This is a genomic window from Croceicoccus gelatinilyticus (genome assembly GCF_018398395.1).
Taxonomy (GTDB): Bacteria; Pseudomonadota; Alphaproteobacteria; order Sphingomonadales; family Sphingomonadaceae; genus Croceicoccus; species Croceicoccus gelatinilyticus.
The window spans coordinates 146,866-170,217 of the sequence record NZ_JAHCBF010000002.1; the positions used below are offsets into that span (position 1 = coordinate 146,866).

A 23,352-nucleotide genomic window follows, 5' to 3' on the forward strand; every position below is an offset into this window, starting at 1 on the left:
TGTTATCCGGTTGGTGTCTTCAAAGGCCGGTCAGGTCCTGCAACTGCAGGATCGGCAAAAGGATGGCGAGGATGATGAGCGCGACGATCACGCCCATGACGATGATGATGAGCGGTTCGAGCAGCGCCATCGCGGCGGCAGTGAACTGCGCGAATTCGCGTTCGAGATAGTCGGCGGCGCGTTCCAGCATGTCACCCAGCCGCCCCGCGCTCTCCCCGCTGGAGGCGAGATAGACCAGCAACGGCGGAAAGGTGCCCGCCTCGCGCAGCGCGGTCGACAGCGAGGTACCGCCGCGCACTTTCTCGGTGATCTGTTCCAGCGCCTCGCGCTGAACCGCGTTCGACACGGTGCGCGACGACAGCTTCAGCCCGTCGACAAGCGGCAGGCGCGCATCGATCATCGTCGCCAGCGTACGGGCGAGCGAGGCGGCGTGCACGTCGCGGATCAAGCGCCCGATGAAGGGCAGGCGCAGCAGGAGACCGTCGAACCGGTACTTGAAGGCAGGTACCGTCAACGCGCGCAGGAAACCCAGCACGGACAGCGCCAGCACCACGCCCAACACCCACCAGTATGCCGACATGAATTGCGAAATGCCGATGACCGCGCGGGTCAGCAGCGGCAACTGGCGCGCGGCATTGTCGAACTGTTCGACGACGCGCGGCACGACCGAGATCATCAGCAGCGTGACGACACCGATCGCCATGAGCGACAGGATAATGGGATAGGCAAGCGCGGCCACGATCTTCGCCTTTGCCGCCGCCTGCTTTTCCAGCATGTCGGCAAGGCGTTCGGCGATCTGCGGCAGGCTGCCGCTCGATTCGCCGGCCGCGATCATGGCGCGGTAGATCGGCGGAAAACTTTGCGGTTCGCGGCGCAGCGCCTCTGCCAGCGGAAGACCTTCGACCACGCCCTGGTGCACGTTCGTCAGGATGGCGCGGGCCTTGGGCTTTTCGGTCTGGCGGCTGATCGTACGCAACGCTTCTTCAAGCGGGCTGACCATCATCAGCGACGAGAACTGCCGCGTGAACAGGGCAAGCTGCTTGGCGTTGAGCTTCGGCGTGCGGCTCGGCAGCGAGATCGAGCCCGGCTTTGCCGCAGTGCTTTTCGCCGCCGCCTCGTCCAGCCGCAGGACATGCCAGCGGCGCGTTGCGAGCTGCTCGCGCGCGGCGGGTAGGCTGGCCGCATCGATCGCGCCGCGCCGTTCCTTGCCCTGCGGGTCGACCGCCAGATAGGACCAGCGCGGCATCAGGCAGCCCCCACACCCAACCCGGAATCATCGCGGCGGGCGATGCGCGCCGCTTCTTCAGGCGAAGTCTCGCCCGCCTGCACCAGTTTTTTCGCCGCCCGCGTCAGGCGCGTGCCACGGCGATTGCCCGCCGCGTCCTTGCCGAAGGCGTAGTCGGCGATTTCCTCTTCCGAGGCATTGGCGTTGATCAGGCGGCGGATGGTGTCGTCGATGCGGATCGCCTCGAACAGGCCGATACGCCCCTGATATCCCGACTGGTTGCAATGATCGCAGCCGACCGGGTGATAGACAGTGCGCCCCCGCTTGATGCCCAGCATCTCGGCGAGCGCCGGATCGATCGTCGCCTCGCGCCGGCAATGCTTGCAGATGCGGCGTACGAGGCGCTGGGCGATGACGGCGCGCAGCGTACTGGCGAGCAGGAAGGGTTCGACCCCCATGTCGCGCATGCGGGTGATCGCGCCGACGGAATCGTTGGTGTGGACGGTCGACAGCACGAGGTGCCCCGTGAGCGAGGCCTGCACCGCGATATCGGCGGTTTCCTTGTCGCGGATTTCGCCGACCATGACGACATCGGGATCCTGACGCAGGATGGCGCGCAGGCCCGCCGCGAAAGTCAGGCCGACCTTCGCGTTGACTTGGGTTTGCCCCACGCCGTCCACAGCGTATTCCACAGGGTCTTCCACAGTCAGGATATTGCGCTGACCATCGTTAAGCCCGCGAAGTCCCGCGTAAAGCGTCGTCGTCTTGCCCGAACCGGTCGGCCCGGTGACGAGCACGATGCCGTTTGGTTCGTTGAGCGCCCGCTTCAGCACCCCTTCGGAATGTTCATCGAGGCCCAGTTCGGCCAGTTCGATCCCCGCGTTCTCCTTGTCGAGCAGACGCATAACGACCCGCTCGCCCGCGCGGTTCGGCAGGGTGGAGACACGCACGTCGACCAGTTTGCCGCCCAGCGACAGCCCGATGCGCCCGTCCTGCGGCACGCGGCGTTCGGCGATGTCGAGGCGGGCCATGACCTTGATGCGGCTGACCAGAACCGGCGCGACGTGCGGCGGCATCCGAAGCTTTTCCTTCAGCACGCCGTCCTCGCGGAAACGCACGACGAGCGCCTGTTCGTAAGGTTCGATGTGAATGTCCGACGCGCCTTCGCGCAGGCCTTGTGCGATCAGCCCGTTGATGAGCCGTATCGCAGGCGCATCGTCGGCGCTGTCGAGCAGGTCCTCTGCGCTCGGCAGGCCATAGGCCAGCGCATCGTCCGGCCCGTCGAAACCCAGCGTATCGGCCTCCAGCGCGCCAGTGTCGCCGTAGACTTCGGTCAGCAGCTTCTCGAACTCGGTCGACGTCGCATTGCGCACCGAAAGGCGGCGCGCGAAACGGCGGCGTAGTTCAAGCAGAACCGTCGCATCCGCCCCTTCGCGCAGGACCAGCGGGATCGCGCCGTCGACATCCTCGTTCGCGACGATCACGCCCCAGTCGCGCGCCTCGGCATATGTCAGAAGCGGTGCGCCACGGCCACCTTCGGGCACGACAACAGCCGCCGCGCCCGCAAGCGCGACGTCGTCCCCGAGGGGGATGTCGCTGTCGAGAGGCGTCGGCTCCGTCATCAGCTTACTGCGCAGCCTCATCAGCGGGCGTGATGATCACGTCGTCGGGGCGGTTCGGCATCTGCGGCGGGGCCGCACCGAGGTAGTCGATGACCAGTTCGTCGATCGACGGTTCGCGGTCAGGCGAGAATGCCTGCTGCGCATCGCGGATCACGCCATAACGGCGCGCGGTGACTTCCTGCCGGTCGGCTGCGCTGCGCAGGATCGTCGGGCGGATGAAAACCATGAGGTTCGTCTTCGCATGGCTCTTGCCGCGCGACTTGAACAGCTCTCCGATGATCGGAATGTCACCCAACAGCGGGATCTTCTGGATCGTACGACGCTCGTTATCGTCGAGCAAGCCACCGAGCACGAGGATCTCGCGGTCGCCGACCGTCACGGTCGTCTTGATCTCGCGCTTGTTGATGATCAGCTCGTTGAAATCGCTGGAAACCGGCCCCGCGATCGAGCTGACTTCCTGACGCAGGTCGAGGCGGACCTGATCGCTCGCATTGATCTGCGGAGTGACGTCAAGCTCGATGCCGACGTTCTGGCGCTGAATCGTACGGAAGGCATTGTCGAAATTGCCCGACAGCGCCTCTCCGGTCGAAACCGGGATTTCCTGACCGAACAGGATCGAGGCGGGCACGTTGTCGTTCGTCGTGATGTGCGGCGTCGACAGGATGTTAGAATTGGAATCGGACTGGATCGCGTTGATCAGCGCGCCGAGATAGCGGTTGTTGCCGATGGACGTGTATCCGCCGAGGTAGCCCCCGCTCGCCCCCAGTGCCGCCGATGCCGCGTTTTCGCGCAGCAGGTCGCCGGTGCCCGAGCTCGACGTGGTGACGACAACGCCGTCGCTGACCGTCGTGGTATCGGCGTCGACCGCATCGGCGATCAAACCGCCGGCAAGGTCGATGATATTGGGCGCGACGTTGGAGAAGTTGGTGACGGCAAAGGGCATGTCTTCGCCGCCGATCAGGAACTGGACGCCCAATTCCTTGGCCACGCTTTCCGAAACCTCGACGATGATCGCCTCGACCAGGACCTGGTCCTGGCGAATGTCGAGCTGGCGGACCAGTTCGGCAAGGCGGCGCTGGATGTCGACCGGCGCGGAAATGACGATGGCGTTCGCGCCCGGATAGCGGGTGATGATTGCAGTGCCGCGCCCGCCCGCCAGTTCGATCGCGCCGCCGCCGATGGAGCCACTGCTGGCCGAACCGCTGGTCATCTGGCGATTGGCGAGGCCCGAACCGATGCTGGCATCATCGCCGCCGCCGGTCGTGGCGGTGACCGTGCTGCTTGCCGCAGGCATGATCGAGCCACCCGATCCGCCGACCAGCATTTCGAGCATCGGCACCATCGTCGCGGCATCGGCATAGTCGAGCCAGAGGACCTTGATCTCCGACCCGCTGGCGGCCCGTTCATCAAGGTCGCGCGCCATGGCGGCCAGCTTGGTCAGCGTATCGCGTTCGCCGCGCAGCAGCAGCGAGTTCGAGCTGTCGACCGCAACGACACTGGCCAGCGCCCCACCCTGCGCGCCCTGCGGCACCAATTGGGTCAGCGCGGCGGCAATCTCTCGCGCGCCGGCGTGGTTGAGGCCGATCATCTCGGTACTCGAATTGTCGGTGTCGATCTGCTTCACCAACGCGCGGATACGGCGCAGGTTGTCGGCATAGTCGACGACGACGAGCGAATTGGCCGACTGGTTCGCGGTGATCGAACCTTCCTGGCTGACCAGCGGACGCAGCGTTTCGACCGCCTGCGACGCCTCGACCGAACCGAGGCGGATGACTTCGGTGACCAGCGCATTGGACGGTGCGCCCGCGCTGCCGAGGCGCGAGGGCTGCGACGCGGCATTGGCGGCAGGCTGGATGCGGAAGGCGCCGTTGCCGATAGGGATGGCGACAAGGCCATTGGCGCGCAGCGTGGCGAGGAAAACCTCGAAATACTCGCTGCGCGACAGCGGACGCTCGGTGACGACCGAGATCTTCCCGTTCACGCGACCGTCGACGATGAAGGTGCGGCCCGTGACTTGCGCTGCATCGGCGACGAAAGCGCGGATGTCGGCATCGCGCACGTTCAGCGCATATTGCGCGAAGGCGGCCTGCGGCGCGGACAGCGACAGCAGCGAGGCTGCCATCAGGCCGACGGAGAACTTGCGCACGAAAGACTTCATTTGGACACCGTGATCTTGACCGGCACGTCGCGACCACCGCGCCGCACGGTCATGGAAACATTCGAACCGGGGCGAACCTGCCCTGCAAAACCCGCAAGGTCCTGCTGGCCCGTGACCTTCTGGCCATTGACCGACACCAGCACGTCACCGGGACGCAGACCCGCGCCAGCAAAGACCGACCCGTCGCCACCGGGGTTGAGCGTGACCCCGCCCCCCTCGGCATTGCCGCCGAAGGAAATCCCCTCGCGAAGATCGCTCGCCCCGATCTGGCCAGTTCCGCGCGCAGGCGCGGACGGCAGGGAGGGCGGCGCGACCGGATTGGACGCCCTGGTAGGTACAACCGTAGGCGCAGGCTTCGACTGGTCGAGATAGAGCAATTCCGACGCTCCGCCCCGGCCCAGCGTCACGTGATCGAACTCTACAGCAGCCAAAGTCACGCCGGGCATGACTTCCTCTCCGATGCGGAACACCTGCTGTTCACCGTCTGAACCGGCGATGATCGCGGTGCCGCCTCCCGAGTAGGGATTGACGCGAATGCCGTAGAGCGTGAGCGGAAGATCGGTGATTGTCGCGGCGCGCGCAGGTCCTGCAACGACGGCGACATCGCGGTTGAAGGGATCGAAACCGGTCATCAAGGCGGACCGTGCACCCTCGTCCATCAGGCGGACGCGCGCCGGTTTCCAGTCACCCAGCGGGCTGACAGGCGCCAGCACCATCCAGACAAGCTGCGCACCCGCAACGACGATCCCGACGGCCAGAAGCCACCAGAGCACATCGTGCAGCCCCGGCAGCGAAAGCCGCCGTCCACCGCCATCGCCGCGAACGAATCGCAAGTTCTTCATTCCACCCGTCTGTTTTGCGCCAGTGGTTTATGACCCCTGCCCGGCCGGTACAACCGCGCGAATCCCGCGCACGACTATGGGCCGCGCAAGTCGCCATGTCTCAAAGATTTGACACATTTATGTCAAAAGAGTGCTGACGAGGCATATTGTCACCGACCCCCTCGCCAAATCGCGCGACGAAAGCTAAGGCGCTTCGCCATGTCGCAAACCGCCGCCTCGACCACGGATACCGCCAAAGCCGCGCCCTTGAAGGGCCTGCGCGTCGCGCTGTTCAGCGGGAACTACAATTATGTACGCGACGGTGCGAACCAGGCACTGAACCGCCTCGTCGATTACCTGCTGCGCCAGGGCGCGGAAGTGCGCACTTATTCGCCGACGGTCGAAAACCCCGCGTTCGAGGCGACCGGGCCGCTGATCAGCGTACCGTCCTTTGCGATTCCGGGCCGCGCAGAATACCGTTTCCCGCTGGCGCTTTCGCCTTCGGTCCGCGCCAACCTCGATGAATTCGATCCCAACATCGTCCACGTGGCCAGCCCCGACGTCGTCGGCCACCGCGCCGTGTCGTGGGCGCGCGATCGTGACGTGGTGGTCCTCGCCTCGGTCCACACCCGGTTCGAGACGTATCCGCGATATTATAACATGGCCTTTCTGGAACCGCTGGTCGTCAAGATGCTGCGCCGGTTCTACAACCGCTGCGATGCCTTGGTCGCGCCGTCGGAATCGATGGTCCGCGTGCTCAAGGAACAGGGGATGAGCGACGACGTCTCGCTCTGGACCCGGGGCGTGGACCGCGACGTATTCAACCCCGGCGCGCGCGACATGGAGTGGCGCAAGTCGCTCGGCATTGCGAACGACGAAAAGGTCGTCGGCTTTCTTGGCCGCCTCGTCATGGAAAAGGGCCTCGACGTCTTTGCCGCAACGATCGCCAAACTGCGCGAACGCGGCGTCGCGCACCGCGTGCTGGTGATCGGCGAAGGTCCGGCGCGTGGCTGGTTCGAAGAGAATCTGGCCGCCGACGATGGCAAGGGCGCCGTGTTTGTTGGCCACCAGAGCGGCGCGGACCTTGGCCGGGCGGTTGCCAGCATGGACATGCTGTTCAATCCCTCCATCACCGAAACGTTCGGCAACGTGACGCTTGAAGCCATGGCCTGCGAACTGCCGGTCGTCGCAGCGGCGGCGACGGGCAGCGAGAGCCTTGTCGCCGATGGCATTTCGGGTGCACTGGTAAAACCGGGCGATGTTACCGCGTTTGCCGACGCGCTACAGGCTTACCTCACCGATCCCGCGCTGGCCCGCGCGCATGGCAAGGCGGGCGAGATGCGCGCCCGCGACTTTGCATGGGACACGATCAACCAGGCAGTCGCAGATACCTATCAGCGACTGCTGGAGGAGCGCGGCTAGGCCAGAATACGCTTTGCGTACATCCGGCGCGAATACCAGATCAGCGCGATCAGCACGGCGAAGATGACGACCGTGAAGATCATCGGCACCAGCATCGACGTCTGCCCCGGCATAGGGCTCGCGATCGTCCAAGCGGTCGTAAATACCAGTCCGACCAGCGAGATCAGGAAAGCGTGAAGCGCGAACCGGCTGCGCAGCAGCAGCAGGACCGACCCTGCCACTGACCCCCACACGCCCAGTGCCCAGGCAGCGTCCATCCACGCGGGAAAGCCGTTGTAGTATTCCATGAGCTGATCGACGGTCAGCCCCGTCCCCTGCGTCATGCCTTCGATGTAAGAGCGGTTGCCGGTCTGCGTCTGGACATAGTCATTGGCGCCAAAGGCGTTCCACAGCAGGCTCAGGAATGCGACGATCCAGAAACTGGTCGGCGTCTTTACTCGATCGGATGCGGTCATGGTCCGTAGTCCCTCCTCGATCCCTGCGCGCGAGGCTATCGACAAGCGTGCCAACAGGCAAACCGATGGACTGCGCGTTACCCACACCCGCAATATGCCGTCCCCTCGCAATCTCATCCGGCGCGCCTAGATTGGCAGGAGCGATGACCGACCTTTTCGAATCCGATGCACCCCCGCCCACAAGCCAGTCCGAACCGGGCGAAGACGCGCCGCTGGCCGATCGCCTGCGCCCGCGCACTCTGGCCGATGTCGTCGGGCAGGATCACCTGACCGGACCGGAAGGCACGATCGGTCGCATGGTCGCGGCAGGCCGGCTTACCAGCATGATCCTGTGGGGGCCGCCCGGCACCGGCAAGACCAGCATCGCGCGCCTTCTGGCGGACAGCGTCGGTATGCGCTTTGCCGCGGTCAGCGCGGTTTTTTCCGGTGTCGCGGACCTTAAGAAGGCTTTCGCCGAGGCCGAGAAGGCGCAGGCCGCGGGTCAGCGCACGCTGCTCTTCGTGGACGAGATCCACCGTTTCAACCGCGCGCAGCAGGACGGTTTCCTGCCTTTCGTGGAGCGCGGCACGGTGACGCTCGTCGGCGCGACAACAGAGAACCCCAGCTTCGCGCTCAACGCCGCACTACTGTCGCGGGCGCAGGTTCTGGTGCTCGAACGGCTGGACGAGGCAGCCCTCGACCAGTTGCTCAACCGGGCAGAGGAATTGGCGGGCCCGCTACCGCTCGACGCTGAAGCCCGCACCGCGCTGGTCGCGAGTGCCGATGGCGACGGGCGCTTCCTGCTCAATCAGGCCGAAACGCTCTACGCGGCGAAGATCGACACGCCGCTCGACACTGATGGCCTGCGCAAGTTCCTGCAGCGGCGACTGGCGGTCTATGACAAGGACCGCGACGGGCACTACAACCTGATTTCCGCGCTACACAAATCGCTGCGCGGCTCCGACCCGCAGGCCGCGCTATACTGGATGGCGCGAATGCTGACGGCCGGCGAGGAACCGCTTTACGTCCTGCGCCGCATCGTCCGCTTCGCCAGTGAGGATATCGGGCTCGCCGACCCGCAGGCACTGGTCCAGTGCCTTGCCGCCAAAGACGCCTATGAGTTTCTGGGCAGTCCCGAGGGCGAACTCGCCATCGTGCAGGCCTGCCTCTACTGCGCCACCGCGCCCAAATCGAATGCGGCCTACAAGGCGCAGAAAGCCGCGTGGAAAAGCGCGCGCGAAACCGGCAGCCTGTCGCCCCCGCAAAATATCCTCAATGCGCCGACGAAGCTGATGAAGGACCTCGGTTACGGCAAGGACTATGCCTACGACCACGATGCCGAAGGCGGTTTTTCGGGCGCGAACTACTGGCCCGAGGGGATGGAGCGGACCGAATACTACCACCCCGTCCCCCGCGGGTTCGAGCGGCAGGTGATCGAGAGGATGGAATGGTGGGAAAAGAAGCGGCGGGAGCGGCAGGGCTGATCCCTGCACCCGACTTCCGGCACTTTGTCGCCATAGACTGGTCGGGCGCAGCGGGCCCGCGACAGAAGGGTATCGCGATTGCCATAACCGTGGCTAATGGCGGGCCGCCGCTGCTGGTGGAACCCGATTGCGCCTGGTCGCGCGCCGATGTTCTGGCTTTGCTGAAGGAAGACCTGCCCGACGATACGCTTGTCGGGATGGACCTTGGCATTTCGCTGCCGTTTGCCGATTGCGGTGCGTACTTTCCCGGCTGGGAAGACAGCCCGGGCGATGCCAGGGCCTTGTGGCGGATGATCGACGAAATCTGCGCTGGTGACGAGCACCTCTCCGCCTCCAGTTTCGTCGACCACCCCGAACTCTCGCGCTATTACCGGCGGCACGGCGGGCGCGAGGGGGACCGGTTCCATGCCCCCGACGCCGACAGCAGGCGCGGGCGTTTCCGCGTTACCGAACGCGCGCAGGAAGCGCTGGGCTGCAAGCCCTATTCGAACTTCAACCTCGTAGGGGCGGCGCAAGTCGGCAAGTCGAGCCTCACGGGAATGCGCGTGCTGCACCGGCTGGACGGCGCGATACCGGTCTGGCCCGTCGATCCCCTGCCAGCTTCCGGCTCGGTCATCGTCGAGATCTACACCGCGATCTCCGCCGTCAGCGCCGCGCGGGCCGCAGGGCGCAGCAAGATTCGCGACATGGGCGATCTAGACGCAGCGCTACAGGTGCTGGGTTCGCCGCCCATCGGCAAGACAGGGCCGGTGACCGACCATGCCTCGGACGCGCTACTGACCGCCGCATGGCTGCGCAATGCCGCGAAAGTCACGGAGCTGTGGTCGCCCGCGGCTTTGACGGACCATATCGCGAGAACCGAAGGATGGACCTTCGGCGCGCCGTGATCAGTGTTCGAACTGGGGCGAGACCATCGTTTCGGTGGTGCCGTACCGGACAAGCTGCGAATCCAGCCCCGAGAACTCCCACGCAAGGCGCAGGAACAGCGCGTCCTCGCCATGCACCCAAAGGTAGGCGGGCGGCCAATGCGGCTGCCAGCGCAGTTCATAGCGATCCGCCTCGAACTCACCCGCAGGAACCGTCACGGTGTCCTTGCCGACGTAAGTCACGCCGATCGCAATCGGCAGCGCGACAAGGCTGGTCTCGCCGTTGATGTCGTAAGAACAGGTGACGCTTTCGATCATCCGCTCGGTACCGGGTTCGTCGGTGCCGCGGGCAAGCGCGATCATGCCGTCGCCCACCAGCGGGTGCAGCCCCAGATACTGCGCCCGCCCCGGCAGGCGCTGGGACGTGCGGCCCATCGATGCGGTCAGGGATTCGCACTCGGTCTCCTCCGCAGTGCAACGATACCAGGCGCTGCCGGTCATCTTGCCGCCCTGCACCACGCGCACATGGCCTTCGACCGGCGCGTGATCAACGCCCAGCGTCCACGATGCATCGCGGGTCAGGTCGTCGTCGTCGATCTCGCAATAGGAGCGGATCGTGCGTCCGTCGGCGCGCACGTCGATGGCGAAGTCCTCTCGCCCGTGGATCGTGCCATCCTTGACGTAGTGGATGCGACCTGCGTGGCGGCGGGGGCTAAAGTCGGCCATGCTCAAAGCGCGACCGTCACGGCCTTGGTTTCGAGGTAAAGGTCCATGCCCTCACGCCCGAACTCGCGGCCCCAGCCCGACTGCTTGTACCCGCCGAACGGAATGTTCGAGGCAACCGCGCCGTGGCAGTTGATCGAGACATGGCCCGAACGGATGCGCGACACCATGCGGTGCGCGTTCGACAGGTCGCGGGTCCAGACACTGCCCGACAGGCCATAGGGGCTGTCGTTGGCCATGGCCGCGATCTCGTCCAGATCGTCGGTGTCGAACGGCTGCACCGCCATGACGGGGCCGAAGATTTCCTCGCGCACGATACGCATCGACGGATCGACATCGGCGAAGATCGTCGGGCGGACGAAGTTGCCCGGACCTTGCCATGCCTCGCCGCCCACGATCAGGCGGGCGCCGCAGGACTTGCCATCCTCGACATATTCCATAACGCGCTGCTGCTGCTTGGCCGAAACCAGCGGGCCCAGCATCGTGCCAGCCTCAAGGCCGTGGCCCATCTGCATGTTCGCGGTGAATTCAGCCAGCCCTGCGAGCAGCGGTTCGTAGATGTCGCGATGCACGAAGATGCGCGTGCCGGCCATGCAGTTCTGCCCCTGAAGGAAGAACGTCGCCATCGCCACACCCGGGATCGCCTTGGCCAGATCGACATCGGGGAAGACCACGACGGGCGACTTGCCGCCTAGTTCCAGCGACACCTTCTTCAGGCTGTCGGTGCATTCGCGGGCGATCATCTTGCCCACCTCGGTCGAACCGGTGAAGGCGATCTTCGACAGGTCCGGATGCGCAACCAAGGCCGCGCCCGCCTCTGCGCCAAGGCCGTTGACGACGTTGACGACGCCATCAGGGAAACCGGCTTCCTTGATGAGCCTGCCCAGCACGACGGCGGAAAGCGGCGTTTCCTCCGCAGGCTTCAGCACGGTCGTGCAACCGGCGGCCAGTGCAGGCGCCAGCTTCAGACAGGCCATCGACAGCGGCACGTTCCACGGCACGATCAGGCCGACCACGCCGACCGGCTCGCGCAGCGTGTAGGTCAGCGCCTCACCCTGGGCGAGCACGTGCGGCGGAGCTTCGGTCGTGGTGCCCTCGATCCGTTCGGCCCAGCCTGCGTAATATTCGAACAGATGCACGCAGTTGCCGACGATCTGATCGGCGAGCATGCGCGGCATGCCGTTGTCGAGCACTTCGAGTTCGGCCAGCAGAACTGCGTTCTCGGCAATCTTGCGCGAAAGGCTGCGCAGCAGATCCGCGCGCTGCATGTTCGACAGGCGCGACCACGGACCGTGGAACGCGGCCTTTGCCGCCGCGACTGCTTCGCCGACGTCTTCGGCATCGCCCAGCGCGAATTCGGCGATTACCTCACCCGTTGCCGGGTCCGTGCTGGCCATCGTGCGGCCCGCATGGCCGGGGGTCTCGCGCCCGCCGATCAGCAGCGGGAAGCCCGCCGCGATGGCGTCACGCGTTGTTTGGCTGGCCTTGTCGATCATACGGGCACCGTCGCGCTGTCATAGGCGAAGAGGCCTAGCGTTTCCTCGTTGCGCAGCTCCTTCTTGTCGAAGGAGTCCGCGTCCTTCGACTGCAGGCGGTTCGCGTTGTCGTTCGATTCCTGCTGAATGAAAGTCGCACGTTCGAGCCGAGCGGCTTCATAGCGTTCCAGCGCGCGGGGCAGCGTTTCTGAATCGGAAATCGCACGGGCAAGGACAACCGCGTCCTCGATCGCGCTCGACGCGCCCTGCCCCATGAACGGGGTCATCGCATGGGCTGCATCGCCCAGCAGCGTGATACGGCCGCCCTTGTTCCAACCCGAAAGCGCGGTGCGGGCATTGATCGCCCACTTGAACAGGCGTTCTTCATCAAGCCGGTCGATCATCTGGCGCACAGGTTCGCACCAGCCGTCGAAGATGCGGCGAAGTTCGTCGCGCGTGGCGGGGATCGTCCAGCCATCTTCGGTCCAGCCTTCTTCGCGGGCGAAGAACACGAGATTGAGCTGCGTGCCGCCACGCAGCGGATACCAGACGACAAGCCGGTCCGGCCCGATGATGTTGCCGGGGTTCTCGGCAAAGTCCTTCATCACTTCGTCCACCGGCACGATGCCGCGGAACGCAATGTGGCCGGTGAAGTGGGCCGAGATCGGTTCGTAAATGCCGCGCACGGCAGAGCGGACGCCATCGGCGCCGACGACCAGATCGGCTGTCTGGCGCGTGCCGTCGGCAAGCTCGATCCAGGCCTGATCACCGTCAAAACCAGCGCCTTCGACACGGGCAGAAGTCAGCGTTTCGCCGCCCAGTTCCCGCACTGCGTCCAGCAGGATTGCGTGAAGGTCTGCGCGGTGGATGTAGAGATAGGGCGCGCCATACTTTTCGCGCATGCCGTCACCGCGGTCGAGCGCCTTGAGCACGCGCCCGTCCTGCCAGTGACGCACGACCTGCCGGGTCGGACTGATCGCCTGCGCCTCGATCTTCTCGCCAAGGCCAAGGGCCTGAAAGCCCAGCATGGCATTCGGGGCCAGCGTAACGCCCGCGCCCACCTCACCGAAATCGCGCGCCGCTTCGAAAACGCGGACCTTGTTGCCTGCGCGCAGCAGCGCAATGGCGGCGGTCAACCCGCCGATGCCGCCACCGGCGACGATGATGTCCAGATCGCGCATCAGCCCAGTTGTCCTTCGATGTGGCTTTCGTGGTTGGCGAGATACCATTCGGCGATTTCCTCGCGCGTGGCCCACCAGACGCCCGGAAGCGATTTTGCATGTTCGATGAATTCGCGCAGCGCCCGAACGCGGTGCGCGCGACCCGTCACGTGGGGGTGCAGGCCGACATTCATGATGCGACCCGATTGCGCACCTTCTTCATACAGCACGTCGAGTTCTTCGATCAGCGCGTCGCGGAACTGGTCGGTGGTGAAGTTCTTGCGTGTGATGAACGTGAAGTCGTTGATCTCGTTCGAATAGGGCACCGACACGATCGGGCCGTTTTCCGTCCGCAGCAGGTACGGCTGATCGTCGTTCATGATGTCGCAGTAAAAAGTGCAGCCCTCACCCGCGAGGATGTCGGCCGTACGCGGCGTGCCGCGCAGCGACGACGACAGCCAGCCCTTGGACTTGCGGCCGGTGTACTTTTCGAACTGTTCGAGCGTGCGCAGAATGACCTCACGCTCCTTTTCAGGATCGTGCGCAAAGTTGGTCAGCAGTTCGCCCTGCTCCCAGTTGTGGGTCAGCAGTTCCCAGCCGCGTTCCAGCACCGCGTCGGTCATCGCCTTGCGGCGTTCGAACGTGACGGCATTCGTCGTGCAGCTGGCCTTCACGCCCAGCTTGTCGAACAGGTCGAACATGCGCCAGATGCCGACACGCTGGCCATATTCGCGCCAGGTGAAGTTCGGGAAGTCGGCGGTATTGCCTGGCAGGATGTCCGGAAGGATCGAGGGACCACCCGCATAATAGGGCTTGTCCGTGTCCTTCGTCAGATCCCAGGTTTCCAGGTTGAAGGTCAGGATCAGGGCCACCCGCGCACCGTTTGGCCACTTTAGCGGCTTGCGTTGCGGCAAGGGGACGTAATCGTATTCCATTTACTCAACTCCTGGATGGCGGACGGCCCGCCGGGGGATAGGGACAGTCTTGGCAGTCGCGATCAGAATTCGCTCAGCAGTCGGCCAAAACCATCCATCTGGTCGGATATACCCATCGTGCGCAGTGCGTGCCAGTAGGTCGCCGTGTTGATGGCGATGACCGGCTTTTCCAGCCAGAATTCTGCCATCGCGGCGACTTCGGCGAAAGCGAGGTTGGTGCCGCACTGAATGATCGCGTCGACGCCTTCGCTGACGGCGATGGCCGTGCGCTTCAGCTTCTGCTTGTCCTCATGCGCGATCAGCATCGGCGACTGCGATTTCAGGCCGATGATGTTCACGACCTCGTATCCCTGGTCCTCGAAGAAACGCTTCACGTTGGCGTCGCCGACAGGGGCGTAGGGCGTCAGGATGCCGAGCTTCTTGATCGGGCCGACCTTGGTTTCATAGGCCTTCACCGCCGCGTCCACTGCGGTCGAACCCATGATGACCGGCACGCCGCCGGTCCGTTCGACCATGCGCTTGTGCAGGCGGTCAGCGCCTTCGGCACCGTCCCAGAATGTCTCTGCCGACATGCCCATGATGACGCAGCCCGGGTCCATCGACATGGCGACGTCGACGGTTTCCTCGGTCGCGGAACGAATGTTTTCCAGCATGACCATGAAGCTTTCGTCGTCCGTCACCTTGGTGTCGGGGATCGAGATGCGGGCGAAGTGGTTCGTTACGCCGCGCGGGCGCATGTCATCGTATTCCGGCTGGACGCTGGTGTTGGTCGACGGGGCGACAACGGCGAATTTCATGCGGTGGCCAAGCGAGTCGGTCATGGTCTTCCGGTCCTTTCGAGGCAATACGATCCAGTCGGAGCCCCCTGACTTCAGGAGCGTCCGGTCATCGTCTTTTCGGCGAGGCAACGCATCGAAAGACAGCAGCCGGAGGCGACCTATCCGCCAGTCGGACAGGGCGCGGCGGCCAATAGCCGCAGAGCGGCAGCGGCTTCAGTCTCCCGTCTTACCACATGGGAGTTTTTGAAAAGCCGATGACCGACGCACAGCCCCGTTCCTCTGCCCTGATCCGCGGCACGATCTTCGTCCGCGATCTCGAACGATCGACCCGTTTCTACCGCGAGATCGGCCTGACCGAGACTTATTTCGAAGGGCGGCTAGACCATCCTTCGGCCACCGCGATCCTGGGCTTTACCGACAATCGCCCCTTCTCCATCCGCATTCTAAAGCGCCCCGGCCCCAATTACGGCATGGTCGGCCTGTTCCAGCTTGAGGGTGAAGCCGAGGAAGTGCCGCCCGCGACCGGCCCTGCCCGCATCGGCGAAGTTACGCTGGTGTTCTACGTCACCGACATCATGGCGACGATGGACCGGCTACGCGCAGCAGGCGCGACCTGGGCGCCCGAGCCGCAGACTTTCGCGATGGACCATCGTTCGCAGCTGGAAGTATGCCTGCGCGATCCCGACGGCATCTTCATCAACCTTGTCGAGACCGATCCGGTCGAACAGGAAAAAACCGGCCCCGAAGTCGACCCCGCCGGCTGATACAGTCAGCAGGCAGGCGCCGGGCTTCTCAATATCCGAGCAGCCCCGGCGCCAGTTTGCGCTGCGGGTCCATCGCGGACTTCACCGCGTCGACCAGTTCGCGCGCCGGTTCGTTCAGCCTGTCGCGATAGGGATAGGCACGGCCCAGCTGGAAATGGATCGCACCGAAGCTGTCGTATAGCGCGACCAGCTCGCCCTTCAGCTTGTCGACATAGGCGCGCGCTTCCGGGTTTGCCGGATATGTCGGCACCGTCGCGAGGTAATCGGCAGGCACGTTAGCCTTGTGATAGGCGGTCTGCTCGTCCGGCCAGTAGAGCGCGATTTCGTAGAGGAAACCGCTGGACCCGACTGTCGAGAACATGCCGCCGGCCCAGACGCCGTGCTTGTCCATCTCTGCCTTGCGTTCGGCGTAGAAGGCTTCCAGCGCGTCGTGGAATTCGGCAGCCTTGCCGTGCGGTAGGATCCCATGCAGCGGGACCCAGCGTTCCCCCTGCGGACCGAGCACGTTGTAAAACGGTGCGAAGGGCATCGACCGGACGACAGCAGGAACGGTCGCCGCCATTTCACTGCCGAGACCACTGACGAGTTCGCGCAGGCGGTGAAGCTTGGCCTTGCACTCACCGTCGTCGAACCCTTCGACGATATAGTGCGTCATGAAAGCCGAACGCGCGATCTGCCCGCGGGCGAGAAGCCCGGCGGCCATGACCTGTTTTGCGCCCGATACGAGCGAGGGGGAGCTACGCAGCACCGAAAGCGCCATCTTCAGCGCGCCGCCCGCACGGTCCTGCCGCGCGATCTGGCCCTGCGAAAGCGCAGCGTCGAGCGAGAAGTGCGATTCCTCGATCCGCTCGATCGCGATGCGGCGCATCGATTCGTGCATCGTGGCAAAGTCGGGGAACGAGAACGAGATGACGCGGTGCGCCTCGCGCATGGCGATCAACGGCAGAGTGATGCGCGCCTTGACGCCCAGCATGCCACCGTCGCCCGTGAACAGGCCGGTGACGTCGGGGCCGCAATGGCGTGCGAACGGTGCTTCGCCGAATGCGCCCGAACCGGTGCGCAGCAAGGTGCCGTCTGCCCGCACGATATCGAACGCGAGCGCCGATTCAGCCGAAATGCCATAGGCGCCCGATCCGTGGCTGATCGAGTTCTGCGACATCGACCCGCCGATGGTCGCTTTCAGACCCGAAAACGGCCCGCGGAACGGCGTGCGCATCCCGTGCTTGGCCAGTTCCTCGGACAGCGCAGCCCAAGTGACACCGGCCTCGACCGTGACATAACCGTCCTTCACGTCGATCTCGACGATCCGGTTCAGGTTGCCGGTATCGATCAGGACGTGATCGGCCGAAACCGTATTGTAGGCATCGGTATAGGACGCCCCGCCCCCGCGCACAGTAAAGGACAGGCCCTTTTCCGCGGCCAGAGCGACGACTTTCTGCAGTTCCTCGACCGAAGCGGGCCGCACGACTGCCGCGGGCAGTTCCTTGGCCCGATAGACGTCGGTCGCCCATGCGGTGACGTCTTCGCCAGACAGGGCATTGGGCGCGCCGACGATTGCGGCGAAGGCTTCGGCAAGGTTCGACATGATGGCCTCAGCCCTCCGCGATCGCGTCGATCGTGGCGAGATAGCCTTCGCGCGTTTCGCTGGCCGCGGCTTCGGCCGCTTCCTTGCGCACGAGGTAGAACATGCGGTTCAGCAGTTCCTGCCGCCGTGCCTCGCGCACTTCGAGCGCGGCATCGTCGAGTTCAAGCTGCGCGATTTCCGCAGCCGTATCGATGCCCTTGGCCTTCAGCACGCGGTGCGTGGAATCAAGCTCGTCGGCAAGGACGGACACTTCACCGGCCAGGACCATGATCATCGACATCATCTGGTCCAGCGAGGGATCTTCATAGAACGAAGGGCGCTTGCCCTGTGCTTCACGCTTCATCATGTCTCGTCTTTCGCCTTCAACCGGCTTTCTGCGCGATAAGGACTTCCCAGCCGCCGCCGGGTGCGAATTCGCCTGCCGTAAAGTCACGATCGGCAACGCCGGAAGCGGTCTGTTCGTTGTAACCGCCCTGCGAGGCAGCGGCGAATTCCATCACCGCCATCGGCGCGGTATCGAACTTGATCGCATCGGCGGGGAAACCTGCGTCCTTGGCCAGCTTGATCTGGTCCAGATCGCGCATCGCGCCCCAGAACGGCTCGTTGTTGTAGTACGTCTCGTTGTCGAGAATGAACTGCGTGAACGGGTCCATCAGGTCGAACGGCGGAAGATCGGCGTGGATCATCAGCCCGCCCGGCTTCAACAGGCGATGGCATTCCTTGAAGATACGCGGCATCGCCTTGCCGCTGGTTTCGTGCAGCAGGATGTGGCTGACGACGAGGTCGAAGCTTTCATCCTCGAACGTGGTCTCTTCCGCGTTCATGACGCCGTAGTTGACGTCCAGACCCATCGCGCCTGCACGGGCGTGGGCATAGCGGATCATCGGTTCGCCTACGTCGATGCCCCAGATTTCCGCGTCCGGGAACAGCTCCTTGTAGGGAAGCGTCGAGTGACCGACCGTGCACCCCATGTCGAGGATCCGCTTCGGCTTGAAGTCGGGCATGTTGCGCTTCAGGTAATTGCAGACCGAGCGTCCCATGTCGTCGTTGAACGGGCCGGTATAGCCCATCGAGTAGAGGTACACGCCGCGATCGTAGAGCACGCCCAGTGACACGTCGTCGCCGGTCTCTTCGTCACCGCAATAGCCGCCCGGCATACAGTGGATGTCGAGCGCCGAGACATAGCGCGGCGGCACGAAATCTTCGGGAACGACAAGCTGGCCAGCGTTCTTCGCCGACAGCTCCGACGCGCTCTTGTTTAAAAGCTCCTGCTCGCGCTCGATCGAATCGATCACGCTATCCCAGAGCATTTCCTGGCTGATGCGGTTTACCGCCGCGTAGTGACGGAAATAGGGGTCGGTCACCATCGCCTTGCGAATGTCGTGGCGGTTGGCCGGAACCTTGCCGGTTTCCTTGGAATAGGACGGAGCGGCGCGGCCTTCAAAAATCGGGCCTAGGCCGGGCAGAAGACCCTTTTGCACAAAGTGCTTCAGGCTCTTGGCGAATTCCTGGCGCGATGCCTCCTGCGGCGTCGGCGTCGGCAGCATGTCGTGCCGGATCTGCTGGAAGGTGTTTAGCATGGTCAGAGTATCCTGAATCGTGTCTGGCAGAGCATAACTCACGAGCGCCCTGTGGCGCGAGCAGGCCCTGCATTATCCGCATTGCGGAGAGGCCCGGTGCGGCATGCGCGTCAAAGGACGGCGCACACCGTCTTCGTTTCAAGGTAGTTGTTGAGCGCCTCGATCCCGCTGTCACGGCCATAGCCCGACTGCTTCATGCCGCCGATGGGCAGCGAGGGATCGTACATCGAATGGCTGTTGATCCAGACCGTGCCGGCCTTGATCCGGCGCGACAGGCGGTGCGCGTTCGAAAGCGATTCCGTCCAGATGCCGGCGGCCAGGCCGTAGATGCTGTCATTAGCCGCAGCGACGACTTCCTCGACCTCATCGAATTTCTGCAGGGCAAGGACGGGTCCGAACACTTCCTCGCGCACGATGTCCATGTCGGCGGCAACGTCGGCAACCACGGTCGGGCTGATGAACGTGCCCGCAGGGCCGGTGCGCTGGCCGCCCGCGACGATGCTGGCGCCCTGTTTCGAGGCGCCTTCGATGAAACCGCCGACACGCTCTGCCTGCTTGGCCGAAACCAGTGGGCCCATCTGAGTCGCGGGATCGAGGCCGTGGCCCATCGACATGCCGCCGGCATATTGGGCCAGACCCTCCACCACGCGGTCATAGACCGATGAATGAACGTAGGCGCGCGATCCCGCGACGCAGACCTGCCCGGCGTTGAAGAAAATCGCGTTGGCCGCTCCCGGAATGGCAAGATCAAGATCGGCATCGCCCATGACGATGACCGGCGATTTACCGCCCAGTTCAAGGCTGACGCGCTTCAGGTTGCCCTTGGACGCATCAAGGATCGCACGGCCCGTCTGGGTGCTGCCGGTAAAGGCGACCTTGTCGACACCGGGGTGTGCGGCAAGCGCCGAACCGCATTCGGCCCCGCGTCCGGTCACGACATTGAGAACACCTGCGGGAAGCCCCGCCTCCTCGATAATCTCGGCAAGGCGCAGCGCCGATAGCGAGGTATCCTCGGCAGGCTTAAGCACGACGGCGCAACCTGCGGCAAAAGCGGGCGCGAGCTTCATCGCGGTGAGCACGATGGGCGAGTTCCACGGGACGATGGCAGCCACGACACCCACCGCTTCACGATAAGTCCAGGCCTGCACTTCCTTGCCTTCGGGCTGGTAGGTGATTGACGGCGTGATCGTCTTGCCCTCGATCGCCATCGCCTGCCCTGCAAAGAAGCGGAACTGCGAAATCGCGCCCGGAATTTCGGCCCAGCGCGCAACGTAAAGCGGCTTGCCCTGATCAAGCGATTCGAGCTCCGACAGTTCGTCGATGTTCGACTCGATCAGGTCGGCAATCTTCCAAAGGATAGCAGCGCGCGCAGCGGGCGTGGTCTCGGCCCAGAGCGGCTGTGCCTTGGCCGCAGCAGCAACGGCGGCATCGACGTCGGCGGCGCTGGCATCGGGAACGGTGGAAATCACATTGCCCGTTGCAGGGTCGATGGAATCGATCGTCCGGCCGCCTTCGGCACCGGTCCATTCCCCGCCGATCAGCATCTTCGCTTCACCGGCCCGGTCGAGCAGCGCCTTGACGGCTTCGGAGGTGGGTTGGGGGGCAATCTGCATGATCGTTCCTGTCTCTCGTTTCGGTAGGACGGGGTTTTCCGCCCGGCCCGGGCGCGCCTGCACACCGGGCGGACGCTCGTTCCTTGCCGAACCTGTTTGCCACGCATGGCGCGCGCCGCCGCCGATGGTCCGCCGTTTCTCCGCAGCGCGGACACCGCGTTCATCGACGGGTTACGAGCGGCAAAGCTGGCTTATGCGAAAGGGGAATAACAGGAGTTGCCATGCCCGCATATGTCGTAGCCACGGTCACGATCTCGGACCCGGAAAAGTTTGCCGCCTATGGCGCGGCGATCAAGGGACTTGCCGAGGAGTTCGGTGGTGCATCCGTCGTAAAGGGCGCGGTGGCCGAAATTCTCGAAGGTGACGTCGACCCGAACGAACGGGTTGTCGTAACGCGCTTTCCCGACGCGGAAAGCGCCCGCGCCTACCTGACATCGGACCGCTACCAGCATGGCAAGGACCTGCGTGAAGGCGCAGCGGATGCACGCATCCGCCTGCTGATCGATTGAGCGAACGGGGGTATTTGAAGATGGCTTTTGACGACGTTCGTTCCGACGTTCTGATCGCTGGCGGCGGGCCGGTCGGCATGACGCTGGCCTACTCGCTCGCGCTGAAGGGCATTTCTGTCCGCGTGATCGAAAATGCGCCGGGTTGCCTTGAAGACATGCGCGCCTCGACCTTCCATCCGCCGACGCTGGAAATGATGGAATCGCTCGGCCTGCTCGACGACCTGATGGCACAGGGCCTGAAGGCGCCGATCTACCAGTACGGCAATATCGGAACCGACAAGTTCTACAGTCTCGACATGACCGAGCTGGAGGACAAGACGCCCTATCCCTTCCGCATGCAGTGCGAGCAGTACAAGCTGACCCGCCTGATCGCGGCCAAGCTGGACGCGATGCCGAATGCCGAAGTGCTGTTCTCGCACCGCGTCGCAAATTTCGACGAAGGCGCCAACGGCGTACATGTCTCGGTCGAAGGGCCGTTCAACATTCGCCTGTTCCACGCGGATTACCTCGTGGGCGCGGATGGCGGCAATTCCACCGTGCGCAAGTGGCTCAACGTCGGCTTCGACGGATTTACCTATCCCGAAAGCTTCCTGACGCTGTCCACCGACTACCCGATCGAAGAACACCTCCCATGGCTGCAGCAGGTCAACTACGTGACCGATCAGCCGAAATGGTGGGTGCTTTTGAAGGTGCCGGGCCTGTGGCGCGTGCTTGTCCCGCAGGATGCCGATGCATCTGATGCGGACGTCACCAGCGACGAACGCAAGGACGCGGTCTTTGCCGAACTGCTGGGCACGAACGAGAAGGTGCCGACCTATCACCGCACTTGCTACCGCGTGCACCAGCGCGTGGCCAAGACGTTCCGCCGCGGCCGCGTGATGTTGGCCGGCGATGCGGCGCACCTCAACAACCCGCTGGGCGGTTTCGGCATGAATTCGGGCATCCACGATGCGATGAACCTGTCGGACAAGCTGTGCCAGATCTATCTCGACAACGGCGATGCCGATGCCCTGCTGGACCGGTACGACCGCCAGCGCCGCACCATCACCCGCGAGTTCGTCCAGAAGCAGACCATCGCGAACAAGCACGCGTTCGAAGACGCGGTCACCGCCCGCGAAGCTCAGATGGAAAAGCTGCTGCAGGATGCGGACGCTCGCCGCGAATACATGCTCGAACAGGCCATGTTCAAAAGCCTCGAGCGGGCCGAAGCCATCGACTAGGCGCCGATCCCTCGCGCCTTAAGGCCCGGCCGGGCCGCTTTCGTACCCTTCTACGATCGCGGTCCGGCCGGTTACTTTTTGCTTATTCCGCTGCCTCGAGCAGGTAGTCGTCCCCGCCCTCGCGAAGCTCTTCCGAGATCTGTTCGGCGCAGGTCTTGAGATCGTCGATATAACGCTCGATCGCCTCGCCCTGCTTCATGGCGGCGGCGAAGTAGATCAGCGTCAGCGCCGCTTCGAACTTGCCATCGACGAAGATCGGAACCGCGATCGACGACGTCTTGCCCGGCGTCAGGTTGTGCTGGCCCCAGCCGATCGCCGCGTAGCCTTCTTCGCGGATCTTGTTCAGCGTGTTGACCGAAACATAGGCGGTCATCTCCTGCTCTTCCGGCGCACCGACGAGCGAGATCCAGCCCATGACCGAATCCAGTTCCTGCTGCGACATGTGCGCAAGGCAGACCCGGCCCGACGCGCAATCCATCAGGGGCAGGCGGAAGCCCGGATAATAGCGTTCGAAGGTCAGCGAGGTATCGGCGTGCGTAGAATCGCGCACCACCATCTGCGTCCCGACGCGAACCGTGACCGATACCGGCCAGCCGATCTTCTGGGTCAGTGCGCGAATGTGGCGGCGGGCAGTTTCGACCACGACGCTATCGGCCTGGAAGCCCTGCGAAAGCGACTGCACCAGCGCGGTCGGGCGATAGTACTTGCGGGCAGGTTCCTGTTCCAGCAAGCCTTCGTGGATCAGCGTCTGCACGATGCGGCAGGCCGTCGGGTAAGGCAGGTTGCCGCGCTTGGCGATCTGCATCATCGACAGCGATCCCAGCTGGTTGACTGCCTGCAATACGCCGATCGCCCTGCTGACCGATCGAATGGGTACACCTCGTTCCATATGTCCGTCCTATGGCTGTGTTACACATCCGTGAACATGACTGTTCCGCTGTGCGATCATCCGCCCTTCGGAACATTTATCCGCACTG

General features: G+C 64.1%; 21 protein-coding genes. 6 read left to right on the forward strand and 15 right to left on the reverse strand.

What is annotated here, in order from left to right; all coding sequences use genetic code 11:
- Nucleotides 1-19: 19 nt before the first annotated feature.
- Genes gspF through KIH45_RS04585 form a run of 4 tightly spaced genes read right to left on the reverse strand, consistent with a single transcriptional unit; the run spans nucleotide 20 to nucleotide 5,838 of the window.
- A complete protein-coding gene (gene gspF / locus KIH45_RS04570) occupies nucleotides 20-1,246 on the reverse strand; it encodes a type II secretion system inner membrane protein GspF (protein WP_213174830.1) in 1,227 nt (408 codons plus the stop codon).
- Nucleotides 1,246-2,868 carry a GspE/PulE family protein gene (locus KIH45_RS04575; protein WP_225899679.1) on the reverse strand — a complete coding sequence of 541 codons (1,623 nt, stop codon included), beginning with the start codon at nucleotides 2,866-2,868 and terminating at the stop codon, nucleotides 1,246-1,248. Before KIH45_RS04575 ends, gspF begins: the two co-directional genes overlap by 1 nt.
- Nucleotides 2,852-5,005, reverse strand: a complete 2,154-nt coding sequence (gene gspD / locus KIH45_RS04580; RefSeq protein WP_213174831.1) for a type II secretion system secretin GspD — start codon at nucleotides 5,003-5,005, stop codon at nucleotides 2,852-2,854. Before gspD ends, KIH45_RS04575 begins: the two co-directional genes overlap by 17 nt.
- On the reverse strand, nucleotides 5,002-5,838 hold the full coding sequence (locus KIH45_RS04585; protein ID WP_213174832.1) for a type II secretion system protein N: 837 nt from the start codon (nucleotides 5,836-5,838) through the stop codon (nucleotides 5,002-5,004). Before KIH45_RS04585 ends, gspD begins: the two co-directional genes overlap by 4 nt.
- A 207-nt stretch (nucleotides 5,839-6,045) precedes the next feature.
- Here KIH45_RS04585 and KIH45_RS04590 point away from each other — a divergent pair, with 207 nt between their 5' ends.
- Complete coding sequence (locus KIH45_RS04590; RefSeq protein ID WP_213174833.1) at nucleotides 6,046-7,248, forward strand: glycosyltransferase family 4 protein; 1,203 nt, start codon at nucleotides 6,046-6,048, stop codon at nucleotides 7,246-7,248.
- On the opposite strand, the gene KIH45_RS04595 is transcribed toward KIH45_RS04590, so the two are convergent.
- Entirely contained in the window at nucleotides 7,245-7,703 is a 459-nt protein-coding gene (locus KIH45_RS04595) for a hypothetical protein (protein WP_213174834.1), read from the reverse strand. The two genes, KIH45_RS04590 and KIH45_RS04595, sit on opposite strands and share 4 nt — an antisense overlap.
- A 143-nt stretch (nucleotides 7,704-7,846) precedes the next feature.
- Between KIH45_RS04595 and KIH45_RS04600 the strand changes: the two genes are divergently transcribed.
- Nucleotides 7,847-9,166: a replication-associated recombination protein A gene (locus KIH45_RS04600; RefSeq protein ID WP_213174835.1), complete on the forward strand. Its 1,320-nt coding sequence runs from the start codon at nucleotides 7,847-7,849 to the stop codon at nucleotides 9,164-9,166.
- Complete coding sequence (locus KIH45_RS04605; protein WP_213174836.1) at nucleotides 9,130-10,053, forward strand: hypothetical protein; 924 nt, start codon at nucleotides 9,130-9,132, stop codon at nucleotides 10,051-10,053. Before KIH45_RS04600 ends, KIH45_RS04605 begins: the two co-directional genes overlap by 37 nt.
- On the opposite strand, the gene KIH45_RS04610 is transcribed toward KIH45_RS04605, so the two are convergent.
- The 5 genes from KIH45_RS04610 to KIH45_RS04630 form a co-directional block, all read right to left on the reverse strand.
- A complete protein-coding gene (locus KIH45_RS04610) occupies nucleotides 10,054-10,758 on the reverse strand; it encodes a hypothetical protein (protein ID WP_213174837.1) in 705 nt (234 codons plus the stop codon).
- 2 nt (nucleotides 10,759-10,760) lie between these two features.
- Nucleotides 10,761-12,251: an aldehyde dehydrogenase family protein gene (locus KIH45_RS04615; RefSeq protein WP_213174838.1), complete on the reverse strand. Its 1,491-nt coding sequence runs from the start codon at nucleotides 12,249-12,251 to the stop codon at nucleotides 10,761-10,763.
- Nucleotides 12,248-13,411 carry an FAD-dependent monooxygenase gene (locus tag KIH45_RS04620; RefSeq protein ID WP_213174839.1) on the reverse strand — a complete coding sequence of 388 codons (1,164 nt, stop codon included), beginning with the start codon at nucleotides 13,409-13,411 and terminating at the stop codon, nucleotides 12,248-12,250. Before KIH45_RS04620 ends, KIH45_RS04615 begins: the two co-directional genes overlap by 4 nt.
- The gene (locus KIH45_RS04625; protein ID WP_213174840.1) at nucleotides 13,411-14,325 is read right to left on the reverse strand and encodes a polysaccharide deacetylase family protein; all 915 of its coding nucleotides are present in this window, start codon (nucleotides 14,323-14,325) and stop codon (nucleotides 13,411-13,413) included. Before KIH45_RS04625 ends, KIH45_RS04620 begins: the two co-directional genes overlap by 1 nt.
- A gap of 62 nt (nucleotides 14,326-14,387) precedes the next feature.
- Nucleotides 14,388-15,146, reverse strand: a complete 759-nt coding sequence (locus KIH45_RS04630) for a maleate cis-trans isomerase family protein (RefSeq protein ID WP_213174841.1) — start codon at nucleotides 15,144-15,146, stop codon at nucleotides 14,388-14,390.
- Nucleotides 15,147-15,358: 212 nt separating this feature from the next.
- Here KIH45_RS04630 and KIH45_RS04635 point away from each other — a divergent pair, with 212 nt between their 5' ends.
- Complete coding sequence (locus KIH45_RS04635) at nucleotides 15,359-15,868, forward strand: VOC family protein (protein WP_213174842.1); 510 nt, start codon at nucleotides 15,359-15,361, stop codon at nucleotides 15,866-15,868.
- A gap of 28 nt (nucleotides 15,869-15,896) precedes the next feature.
- Here KIH45_RS04635 and KIH45_RS04640 read toward each other — a convergent pair whose 3' ends face one another.
- The 4 genes from KIH45_RS04640 to KIH45_RS04655 form a co-directional block, all read right to left on the reverse strand.
- Nucleotides 15,897-17,453 (reverse strand): FAD-binding oxidoreductase, encoded by a 1,557-nt coding sequence (locus KIH45_RS04640; RefSeq protein WP_213174843.1) that lies wholly within the window; start codon nucleotides 17,451-17,453, stop codon nucleotides 15,897-15,899.
- A gap of 7 nt (nucleotides 17,454-17,460) precedes the next feature.
- Complete coding sequence (locus KIH45_RS04645; protein ID WP_213174844.1) at nucleotides 17,461-17,799, reverse strand: hypothetical protein; 339 nt, start codon at nucleotides 17,797-17,799, stop codon at nucleotides 17,461-17,463.
- A gap of 16 nt (nucleotides 17,800-17,815) precedes the next feature.
- Nucleotides 17,816-19,033 (reverse strand): class I SAM-dependent methyltransferase, encoded by a 1,218-nt coding sequence (locus KIH45_RS04650; RefSeq protein WP_213174845.1) that lies wholly within the window; start codon nucleotides 19,031-19,033, stop codon nucleotides 17,816-17,818.
- Between the two features lie 110 nt (nucleotides 19,034-19,143).
- Nucleotides 19,144-20,646, reverse strand: a complete 1,503-nt coding sequence (locus KIH45_RS04655; RefSeq protein WP_225899680.1) for an aldehyde dehydrogenase family protein — start codon at nucleotides 20,644-20,646, stop codon at nucleotides 19,144-19,146.
- A 221-nt stretch (nucleotides 20,647-20,867) separates the two neighbouring features.
- On the opposite strand from KIH45_RS04655, the gene KIH45_RS04660 reads away from it, so the two are divergent.
- Together KIH45_RS04660 and KIH45_RS04665 are read left to right on the forward strand one after the other, a co-directional pair.
- Nucleotides 20,868-21,155 carry a DUF1330 domain-containing protein gene (locus tag KIH45_RS04660; protein WP_213174846.1) on the forward strand — a complete coding sequence of 96 codons (288 nt, stop codon included), beginning with the start codon at nucleotides 20,868-20,870 and terminating at the stop codon, nucleotides 21,153-21,155.
- Between the two features lie 20 nt (nucleotides 21,156-21,175).
- Nucleotides 21,176-22,375 (forward strand): FAD-dependent oxidoreductase, encoded by a 1,200-nt coding sequence (locus tag KIH45_RS04665; protein ID WP_213174847.1) that lies wholly within the window; start codon nucleotides 21,176-21,178, stop codon nucleotides 22,373-22,375.
- Nucleotides 22,376-22,457: 82 nt separating this feature from the next.
- Here KIH45_RS04665 and KIH45_RS04670 read toward each other — a convergent pair whose 3' ends face one another.
- Nucleotides 22,458-23,264 (reverse strand): IclR family transcriptional regulator domain-containing protein, encoded by an 807-nt coding sequence (locus KIH45_RS04670; protein WP_213174848.1) that lies wholly within the window; start codon nucleotides 23,262-23,264, stop codon nucleotides 22,458-22,460.
- Between the last annotated feature and the right edge of the window lie 88 nt (nucleotides 23,265-23,352).